General features: G+C 69.6%; 9 protein-coding genes. 8 read left to right on the top strand and 1 reads right to left on the bottom strand.

The annotated features are described in order from the left end of the window. A partial coding sequence (locus MKL09_RS18230; RefSeq protein ID WP_244022409.1) for a serine protease occupies positions 1–684 on the bottom strand: 684 nt, incomplete at its 3' end. 343 nt (positions 685–1,027) lie between these two features. Here MKL09_RS18230 and MKL09_RS18225 point away from each other — a divergent pair. The 8 genes from MKL09_RS18225 (at position 1,028) to MKL09_RS18190 (ending at position 9,249) form a co-directional block, all read left to right on the top strand. Beyond that, on the top strand, positions 1,028–2,911 hold the full coding sequence (locus MKL09_RS18225; protein WP_244022407.1) for a methanol/ethanol family PQQ-dependent dehydrogenase: 1,884 nt from the start codon (positions 1,028–1,030) through the stop codon (positions 2,909–2,911). A gap of 146 nt (positions 2,912–3,057) precedes the next feature. Then, positions 3,058–3,963 (top strand): methanol oxidation system protein MoxJ, encoded by a 906-nt coding sequence (gene moxJ, locus MKL09_RS18220; RefSeq protein ID WP_244022405.1) that lies wholly within the window; start codon positions 3,058–3,060, stop codon positions 3,961–3,963. A gap of 89 nt (positions 3,964–4,052) precedes the next feature. Further along, positions 4,053–4,619 (top strand): cytochrome c(L), periplasmic, encoded by a 567-nt coding sequence (gene moxG, locus MKL09_RS18215; RefSeq protein WP_244022411.1) that lies wholly within the window; start codon positions 4,053–4,055, stop codon positions 4,617–4,619. A gap of 86 nt (positions 4,620–4,705) precedes the next feature. Continuing rightward, positions 4,706–5,002 (top strand): methanol dehydrogenase [cytochrome c] subunit, encoded by a 297-nt coding sequence (locus tag MKL09_RS18210; protein WP_244022403.1) that lies wholly within the window; start codon positions 4,706–4,708, stop codon positions 5,000–5,002. Between the two features lie 271 nt (positions 5,003–5,273). Continuing rightward, a complete protein-coding gene (locus MKL09_RS18205; protein WP_244022401.1) occupies positions 5,274–6,305 on the top strand; it encodes an AAA family ATPase in 1,032 nt (343 codons plus the stop codon). Next, complete coding sequence (locus MKL09_RS18200; protein ID WP_244022399.1) at positions 6,302–7,159, top strand: DUF58 domain-containing protein; 858 nt, start codon at positions 6,302–6,304, stop codon at positions 7,157–7,159. The genes MKL09_RS18205 and MKL09_RS18200 overlap by 4 nt, the downstream gene beginning before the upstream one ends. Before the next feature lie 148 nt (positions 7,160–7,307). Further along, complete coding sequence (locus MKL09_RS18195; RefSeq protein ID WP_244022397.1) at positions 7,308–8,195, top strand: nonribosomal peptide synthetase MxaA; 888 nt, start codon at positions 7,308–7,310, stop codon at positions 8,193–8,195. A gap of 4 nt (positions 8,196–8,199) precedes the next feature. Further along, positions 8,200–9,249, top strand: coding sequence for a vWA domain-containing protein (locus MKL09_RS18190; protein WP_244022395.1), 1,050 nt, complete (start codon positions 8,200–8,202; stop codon positions 9,247–9,249). Positions 9,250–9,773: the final 524 nt, after the last annotated feature.

The following is a 9,773-nucleotide window of genomic DNA, read 5'->3' as shown; positions in this document are numbered from 1 at the left end:
GCCGGCCTCGTCGAACAGGCCTGAGCCCGATCCGCCGTAACCGTCGTTGCAATCGTGGCGCGCGCGGCGGATCGCATCCTCGCTCGGCGGATCGATCCGCCGGATGGCGCAGCGCTCGAGGCTGCTGGGGCCGCGATAATTGCCGTGCCCTGCCGGCGACACCATGGTCACCGGCAGGGCGATGTCCCCGACCGGCAGATCGAGCGATTCCGGCAGGGGCTGCGGCACGGCGTCGGCGGGACGGTGGAGGCGCAGGATCGCCCAATCGTCGGTGATGTGCAGGCTCTCGGCGCCCGGGGCGGTGCCGAGCACCAGGCTGTCGGCGTCGAAATCGTAGTTGCGGCCGGCGATCTGGAAATAGCAATCGGCCACCGGGCGCGTGACCGCGAGGCGGCGATCGCGGAAATTGTGCGCGTTCAGCACCACGGTCGACGGATCGGCGATCAGCCACGCCGCTGCGGCCTTCTGCGGCACGCCGTCCGGATCGCGACACCACAGGATGCCGGCCCCCCGGAAGCGGTCGAAATCGGCCCCGGTCAGGTCGCGGCGCCCGTCCTGTGGATAGAGCGCTGCGAGCCGGGCGGTCGTGGGGGCTCGGTCCTCGGCCCGGGCCGCTCCGGCAAGGACCGGCAGCGCGGTGAGCAGCACGGTGGCGAAGAGCGCTCCGGACCGTCTCAAGCCCATCAGGCAGCCCCGAAGACTGAAGGCCGAGCATAGAGCGGGCCGGGAACACAGTTTTGGGCGGGCGCCGCAGGGTGGTCAAGTCGGCATAGGGTATTCCGGCCCGTCCGCCCGGCATTGCCGAATTATCCCGCTAACAAATGTCAGCTTGCCTGAAGACATTGTCGGGCATTGGCGCATAAAACTAAAAGGTGACAAGATCTTAATAAGCAGATCATAAAGGTCGAATGTCTCTAAGTCGCAAGTAAAGCTGACTATCGACGTAGCCGGCCTCGATCGATCTTGCACTGCAAAAACCAATAGCCGCGCAGCCGAAGGGCAGGGCGGTCTTGCGAGGAGATGCATCATGAGAAGGCTAGCGAGTTCAGTCTCGGCCCTGGCGATCCTGGCATTGGCGCCGGTCGGCTTGTCGGGCGCGGCTTTCGCCAACGACAAGCTCATCGAGCAGTCGAAAAGCGGCGACAACTGGGTGATGCCCGGTAAGAACTACGATTCCGATAATTACAGCGACCTGACGCAGATCAACAAGACCAACATCAAGCAGCTCAAGCCGGCCTGGACCTTCTCCACCGGCCTGCTCAACGGCCACGAGGGGGCGCCCCTGGTCGTCGACGGCAAGATGTACGTCCACACCTCGTTCCCGAACAACACCTTCGCGCTCGACCTCGACGATCCGGGCAGGATCCTGTGGCAGGACAAGCCCAAGCAGAACCCGGCCGCCCGTTCGGTCGCCTGCTGCGATCTCGTCAACCGCGGGCTGGCCTACTGGCCGGGCGACGGCAAGACCCCGCCGCTGATCCTGAAGACCCTGCTCGACGGCAACGTCGCGGCGCTGAACGCGCAGACCGGCGAGACGGTCTGGAAGGTCGAGAATTCCGACATCAAGGTCGGCTCGACGCTCACCATCGCCCCCTACGTGGTGAAGGACAAGGTGATCATCGGCTCCTCGGGCGCCGAGCTCGGCGTGCGCGGCTACCTCACCGCCTACGACGTGAAGACCGGCGCCCAGGTCTGGCGCGCCTACGCCACCGGTCCGGACGAGGACCTGCTGCTGGCCAAGGACTTCAACATCAAGAACGCCCATTACGGCCAGAAGGGCCTGGGCACCTCGACCTGGGAGGGCGACGCCTGGAAGATCGGCGGCGGCACCAACTGGGGCTGGTACGCCTACGACCCGGGCACGAACCTGATCTACTTCGGCACCGGCAACCCGGCGCCGTGGAACGAGACCATGCGTCCCGGCGACAACAAGTGGACGATGACGATCTTCGGCCGCGACGCCGATACCGGTGAGGCCAAGTTCGGCTACCAGAAGACCCCCCACGACGAGTGGGACTACGCCGGCGTCAACGTGATGATGCTGTCCGAGCAGAAGGACAAGGACGGGAAGCTGCGCAAGCTCCTCACCCACCCGGATCGCAACGGCATCGTCTACACCCTCGACCGCACCGACGGCTCGCTGGTCTCGGCCAACAAGATCGACGACACGGTCAACGTGTTCAAGTCGGTGGATCTGAAGTCCGGCACGCCGGTGCGCGACCCGGAATACGGCACCCGGATGGATCACCTCGCCAAGGACATCTGTCCCTCGGCGATGGGCTACCACAACCAGGGGCACGATTCCTACGATCCGAAGCGTCAAGCCTTCTACATGGGCATCAACCACATCTGCATGGATTGGGAGCCGTTCATGCTGCCCTACCGGGCAGGACAGTTCTTCGTCGGCGCGACGCTGAACATGTATCCGGGCCCGAAGGGTGACCGGCAGAACTACGAGGGCCTCGGCCAGATCAAGAGCTACAACGCCATCACCGGCAAGTTCAACTGGGAGAAGATGGAGCGCTTCGCCGTCTGGGGCGGCACCACCGCCACCGCCGGCAACATCGTCCTGTACGGAACGCTGGACGGCTTCATCAAGGCGCGCGACTCGGACAACGGCGATCTCCTCTGGAAGTTCAAGCTGCCGTCCGGGGCGATCGGCTACCCGATCACCTACACCCACAAGGGCACCCAGTACGTCGCCATCTACTACGGCGTCGGCGGCTGGCCGGGCGTGGGCTTGGTGTTCGACCTGCAGGATCCGACCGCCGGCCTCGGCGCGGTCGGCGCCTTCAAGAAGCTCGCCAACTACACCCAGATGGGCGGCGGCGTGGTCGTGTTCTCGCTGGACGGCAAGGGCCCGTACGACGATCCGAATGTCGGCGAGTACGCGCAAGCCGCGGCCAAGTGATCGGCCAAGCGATCGGCACGTGACCCGCGCTTCATAGCGCGCGACAGCTCCGCCGCCTCGTCCGGGCGGCGGAGCCCCGGTTCGCTGGCTCCGCCCGCCCGGCGCGCGGGCCGCCTCCCGACAAAAATCATTGAGGGAACGAAACCATGCCGCTCCTCGGCGGACTCCTTCGCGCGGCGACCTGCGCCGCGGCCCTGCTCGCCCTCGCGATCCCGGCCGAAAAGGCCTGGGCCCAGGAATCGGAGGCCCAGGCCATCCAGTCCGAGCCCGGCAAGGCTGCGGCCGCGCCCAAACCCGACCCGTCGACCTTGCGGATCTGCGCCTCCGAGAAACAGCCGCCGCTGTCCATGCGGGACGGCTCCGGGCTGGAGAACCGGGTCGCCGCCGCGGTCGCGGAGGCGATGGGGAAGAAGCCGGCCTTCGTCTGGCTCGACAAGCCGGCGATCTACCTGGTGCGCGACGGGCTGGAGAAGCGGACCTGTGACGTGGTGGTCGGCCTCGACAGCGACGACCCGCGGGTGCTGACCACCAAGCCCTACTATCGCAGCGGCTACGTCTTCATCACCCGCGCCGACAAGGACCTCGACGTGACGTCGTGGTCGGACCCGCGCCTCAAGACCGTCGACCACATGGTCGTGCCGCTGGGCTCCCCGGGCGAGGCGATGCTCAAGGATATCGGCCGCTACGAGGAGGACATGGCCTACCTCTACTCGCTGGTCGGCTTCCGGGCGCCGCGCAACCAGTACACGCAGATCGATCCGGCCCGGATCGTCAGCGAGGTCGCCAACGACAAGGCGGAGGTCGGCGTCGCCTTCGCCCCCGACGTGGCCCGCTACGTCAAGGCCTCGACCGTGCCGCTGCGCATGACCCTCGTGCCGAACGACACGGTGAGCAGCGACGGCCGCAAGATGCCGCAGAGCTTCGACCAGTCCATGGGCGTGCGCCGGGACGACACGGCGCTTCGCGACGCCCTCGATGCCGCCATCGCCAAGGCCAAGCCGCAGATCGACGCGATCCTGAAGCAGGACGGTGTCCCGGTGGCGACCAACTGACCCTCGCCGCGCGGCCGGCGAGCGAGCGCCGCGCGATCCAGTCCCCGTGAAGCGAATGTGAGATGACGAAGAATACGCGTATCCGGTTGATGCTTCTGGCCGGCGCCGCCTCGGCGCTCTGTGCGGCCGCCGTGATGGCCCAGCCGCAATCCGGGCCGCAGGCGGGCCTGATCTTCCGCAACACCATCACCGGGGAGCCGCTGGACCTCGCCGAGGGCAAGCCCGGCGGGCGCGACACCCAGGCGGTCCAGACCTTCTTCCAGAGCGGCAAGAACATCTACATCGACGACAAGTCGTGCCTGCGCAACGGCGAGAGCCTGTACCTGACTTCCTGCTCCGGCTGCCACGGCCATCTCGCCGAGGGCAAGGTCGGGCCCGGCCTCAACGACAATTACTGGACCTATCCGGCCAACACCGAAGATACCGGCCTGTTCGCGACGATCTGGGGCGGGGCCAACGGCATGATGGGCCCGCACAACGAAGACCTGAACCCGGACGAGGCGCTCCAGGTCATCGCCTGGATCCGGCATCTCTATACCGGCCCGGTCAAGGATGCCGCCTGGCTGACCGACGAGCAGAAGAAACACTACACGCCTTTCAAGGAAGGCGAGACCTTCGCCAAGGACGAGCCCGGCCAGTGCAAGCCGCTGGAGTGAGCGTCCGCGCGGAGCAGCGCCCGGCCGAGCCGGCGCCAAAGACCGGCCCGTCGGGCCGCCCTGGGAGCGAACGCAAGGAGTCGACGATGCGCAACAGAATCCTGATCACCGCCGCGATGATGGCCGCGGGGGCGCTCTGCGCCCTGCCGGCCCTGGCCTATGACGGGCAGACCTGCAAGGCGCCGGGCAATTGCTGGGAGCCCAAGCCCGGCTTCCCCGACAAGGTCGCGGGGTCGAAATACGACCCGAAGCACGACCCCAAGGAAGTCGGCAAGCAGGCGGAATCCATCAAGCTGATGGAGGAGCGCAACCGCAAGCGCATCGAGAACGCCAAGAAGACCGGCAAGTTCGAGTACGACGTCAGCAAGATCTCGGCGAACTGATCCGCGAAGATCCAGATCCATCCCTCATCCTGAGGTGCCCGGCGATCGAAGATCGCTGGGCCTCGAAGGAGGGCTCCAGAGATCGCAGCGGCATCTGGAGAGCTCCTTCGAGGCTTCCGCTTCGCGGAAGCACCTCAGGATGAGGTCGAGGATGGGAATCCGGGAGTCGACAGGCTTCCGGTCTTCGATGTCGACGCGCGTCGCCGAGCCGGTCGCGCGCCCCAGTCCGGTCTCTCCCTGAGGCCGGCCGCCTTGTCCCGGAACCAGCGCGATGAACACGCTCCACCCCGGCGACGCCAAGCTCACCGATTGGCGGGCCTCGGCCGCCCGCTTCGAGGCGGAGGTCGCCAAGGCCGTGGTCGGCCAGGCGCGGGTCATCCGCCTCGTCACCACGGCGATCTTCGCCCGCGGCCACGTCATGCTGGAGGGCGATGTCGGCGTCGGCAAGACCACCCTCCTGCGGGCGGTGGCCCGGGCCCTGGGGGGCGCCTACGAGCGCGTCGAGGGCACGGTCGACATGATGCCGACCGACCTGATCTATCACACCTACCTCGCCGAGGACGGCCGCCCCCGGGTCGAGCCGGGGCCGGTGCTGCGCCGGGCCGAGGATCTGGCGGTGTTCTTCTTCAACGAGATCAACCGAGCGCGCCCGCAGGTGCACGCCCTGCTGCTGCGGATCATGGCCGAGCGCAGCGTCACGGCCTTCGCCCGGGAGTACCGGTTTCCCAACCTCCAGGTCTTCGCCGACCGCAACCGGGTCGAGCGCGAGGAGACCTTCGAGCTGCCCGCCGCCGCCCGGGACCGCTTCCTGATGGAGATCGGGATGGACGCGCCGCGCGATCCGGAGGCCCGGCGCGCCCTGGTGTTCGATCCGCGCTTCCACGACACCGACCGGCTGATCGCGGAGGTCGCCGAGGGGGTGCTCGACCAAGGCCGCCTCGGCACCATCGCGGCCTCGATCCAGGTGGCGATCCAGGCCGCCCCGGAGATCGAGACCTATGTGGTCGGGCTCTGGGACGCGCTGGTGCGCCCGGCCGAGGCCGGGATCCGGCTCTCGGGGATCGACATGGCGACGCTGGTGCAGGGCGGCGCCTCGCCGCGCGGCCTCGCCTTCCTGGTCCGGGCCGCCCGGGTGCGGGCCTGGCTGGAGGGGCGGGACTGGCTGGTGCCGGAGGATGTCCGCGCGGTCTTCCCCGAGGTGATGGCGCATCGCATTTTCCTGGAGCCGGTCCACGAGATGCGCCGCAGCGAGATCGTCCCGGATCTGTGCCGGGCGGTGTTCGAGACGGTGCCGGCCCCATGACCGGGACGCCCTCGGCCGAAATCATCTACCTGCCGCGCTGGCGCCCGAGGGGGCGTCGGTTCGGGGCGCATCGCGGCCAGGGGGCCGGGGGGCTGGGCACCTTTCGCGATCAGGTCCCGTTCCTGACCCTGCCGGATGCCCGCCGGATCGACCTGCGGGCGAGCCTGCGCGACCCGTTCGAGGGCGTGCATGTCCGGCGCTTCGAGATGCGCAACGCCGTCGAGGTCTGGGCGCTGATCGACCTCTCCGCCTCGATGCGCTTCCAGGGGGCCGGCGACCGCCTGCGCCTGGCCGCCGACCTCTGCGCCGGGCTCGCCGCCTCCGCGACCCGGATCGGCGACGGGTTCGGGGTGATCGGCTGCGACCGCACGGTCCGGGCGGACCTGTACCTGCCGGCCACCCGCCGGCGCGGGCCGGCCCTCGCCATGGCCGAGCGGATCGCGGCGGCGCGCTGCGAGGCGACCGGCGCCGAGGGGCTGCTGGAGGCCGCGCGCCTGCTGTTCGGCCGGCCGCGTCTGGTCTTCCTGGTCTCCGACTTCCGCTGGCCGCAGGCCCTGATCGCGCAGGTCTTCGCGGCGCTGGCGCTCCACGACACGGTTCCGGTGCTGCTCGCCGACAGCGCCGAGGATGCGGGGCTGCCGGATTGGGGCCTCGCCGAGCTCGACGACCTCGAAGGCGCGGGCCGCCGCCTCGTGTTCCTGCGCCCGGCCCTGAAACGGCGCTGGATCGCCCGCGAGCAGGCCCGGCGCGAGGCCCTGCGCAAGATCGCCGCCGCTGCCTCGGCCCGGGCGCCGTTCCACCTGGAAGACCGTTTCGACGCGCAAGCGCTCACCCGCCACCTGCTGGCGACCTGAGATGACGGGGGTTGGCAGCGAAAGTCCTGGTTTCAAAAGGTCCGAGACCTTTTGCGGGTGCAGGGCAGAGCCCTGCGATCGATTGAGGCTCAAGGCATCAGGGCTCCGCCCCGATACCCCGCCGAAGGGCTTCGCCCTTCGGAATCCCATGGTTGTGGCCTGCTGCGCGCTGCTGCTGCAGGCCGGCGCTGCCGTGGCGCAGGTGCGCTCCGTCGAGGTGCGGGTGCCCCGGGCCTTCGGGTACTTTCTGGGCGACCTGGTACGGGCCCAGGCCGACATCGCGGTCGATCCCGGCTTCACGCTGCAGCGCGCCTCCCTGCCGGCGCCGGGGCCGCTGACCTACTGGCTCGACCTGCGCGACATCACGGTCGAGGAGAGCCCCGGTCGGGTCCGGCTGCATCTCACCTACCAGAGCTTCTACGCGGCGCTCGATGCCCGCCAGGTCGCGATCCCGGGCTTTTCCGTGTCGCTGGAGAGCGCGGCCGCGGGCGGCACGACCTCGGCCAAGGCCGAGATCCCGGGCTGGTCGCTCGGCGTCTCGCCCCTGCGGGAGGTCCAGCCGGAGAAGCACGACGATCCGGCCGAGTATCTGCGGCCGGATGGGCGCGTCTCCCGGTTCGACCCGCTGCCTGACCTGCGGGCCGCCCTCGTCGCCCTCGGGGCCGCCGTGCTGGCGCTCGCCGCCCTCGGCTACGATCGCGGCTGGTTCGCGAGGCCCGGACGCCCCTTCGCCAAGGCCGCTCGCGCGGTGCGCCGATTGGGCCGCGAGGGTGCGGACGGCTATCGCGAGGCCTTGCGCCTGATCCATCGCGGCCTCGACGAGACCGATGGCCGCCGGGTGCTGGCCGACGACCTGCCGGCCTTCCTCGACCGGCATCCGGCCTTCCGCCGGGAGGGCCCGGCCCTGGCCCGGTTCTTCGAGGTCTCGCGCCGGGCCTTCTTCGGCCGCGAGACCGAGGCCGCCCGGGCGAACCTGCCCTGGCCCGAGGTCGAGGCCGGCCTGCGCCGGCTCGCCGCCGCCGAGCGGGAGACCTGAGACGATGATGGTCGGATCGCTCGGGGTCGCCTCGCCCGCCTGGCTGTGGCTGCTGCCGCTCGCGCTGCTACCGCTCGTCGCCTCCGGGCGCCGGCGGGTCGCGGTCCCGGCGGTCGCCGCGGCTCCGGCCGATGCGGCTTCGCGCTGGATCGCCCGGCTGCTGCGGGCCGCTGGCATGCTCGCCATTGCCGGCCTGATGGTGGCGCTCGCCGGTCCCTACGGCGCCGGCGCGCCCGTGATCCGCATCGGCATCGGCGCCCAGATCTCGATGCTGATCGACCGCTCCGGCAGCATGAACGAGACGTTTGCGGGCCGGCAGCCCTCGGGCGCGGAGGAATCGAAGGCCGCCGCGTCCCGCCGCCTGCTGGCGGATTTCGTCGGCGCCCGGGCGCACGACCTGCTCGCGGTCACGGCCTTCTCCACCGCGCCCATGCTGGTGATGCCGATGACCGATCGGCACGCCGCCGTGCGCGCTGCGATTGCGGCGATCGACCGGCCCGGCCTCGACTACACCAACGTCGCCCGCGGCCTCGCGATGGCGCTGTCGCAATTCGCCCCGGAGAGCAGCGGCTCGCGCGTGCTGCTGTTCATCTCCGACGGGGCCGCGGTGATCGACCCGCGGGTGCAGGATGCCCTGCGCGCGGCCTTCACCAAGCTGCACCCGAACCTCTACTGGCTGTTCCTGCGCACCAAGGGCTCGCCCTCGATCCACGACCGGCCTGCCGGGGAGGACACGCCTCAGGCCGCCCCCGAGCGGCATCTCGACCTGTTCTTCAAGAGCCTCGGCGTGCCCTACCGGGCCTTCGAGGCCGAGGGTGCGCCGGCCGTCGCCGACGCCATCGCGCAGATCGCCGCCCTGGAGCGCAACCCGATCCCCTATACCGAGCCGCGCCCCCGCCGCGACCTGACCGGCCTCGCCTACGCGCTGGCCGGCCTCGGGCTCCTTCTGCTCGTCCTCGCGGCCCTCGCCGAGGCGGATTTTTTTGCACGGGGCGCCCAACCACGCGCGTCGCGGGATCAACGGACGGATTTGGATCTCAGGAGGGCGGCATGACTCGATCCGGCTTCCGGGGGAGATTGCGGCGCCGCCTACGGGGGGGCAACGCCATGTCATCCGACACGCGCCGGGCCGTGTTGCACCGATGGCTTCGGAGCCAAGGGACTGAAAAGCCGCGCTTTTCCCCTCCCCTTTGTGGCTACGGGCTACACAGGTTTGAGGCACCGACAATGCTGCAGGCCGCGACGCGCCCCCTCTCCCGTGCGGGAGAGGGTTGGGGTGAGGGGCCAGGGCTTTCCGGAGATGTCGCATTCCTCACCCTGTCCCTCTCCCGCACGGGAGAGGGGACCCGCGCCTGCTCTGCCAGCGGCAGGACCACGGCTCTGACCGAAACCTGTATAGCCCGTAGCCCTTGCGGGGAGGGGCCAGGGGTGGGGGTGGTTCCGGATGAGGCGCAGCGGTGCCTTCTGAACCACCCCCACCTCCAACTCCTCCCCGCAAGGGGGAGGAGAGTGCGCACGTATCCCGGAGAGGCGCGGGTCCCCTCGCCCGCACGGGAGAGGGGGCGCGTTGCGGCTTTC

Origin of the sequence: Methylobacterium sp. J-048 (assembly GCF_022829515.1) — a bacterium.
In the GTDB taxonomy this organism is placed as follows: domain Bacteria; phylum Pseudomonadota; class Alphaproteobacteria; order Rhizobiales; family Beijerinckiaceae; genus Methylobacterium.
The sequence above is the reverse complement of the archived record's forward strand: the minus strand, read 5'-3'. Positions and strand labels throughout refer to the sequence as shown.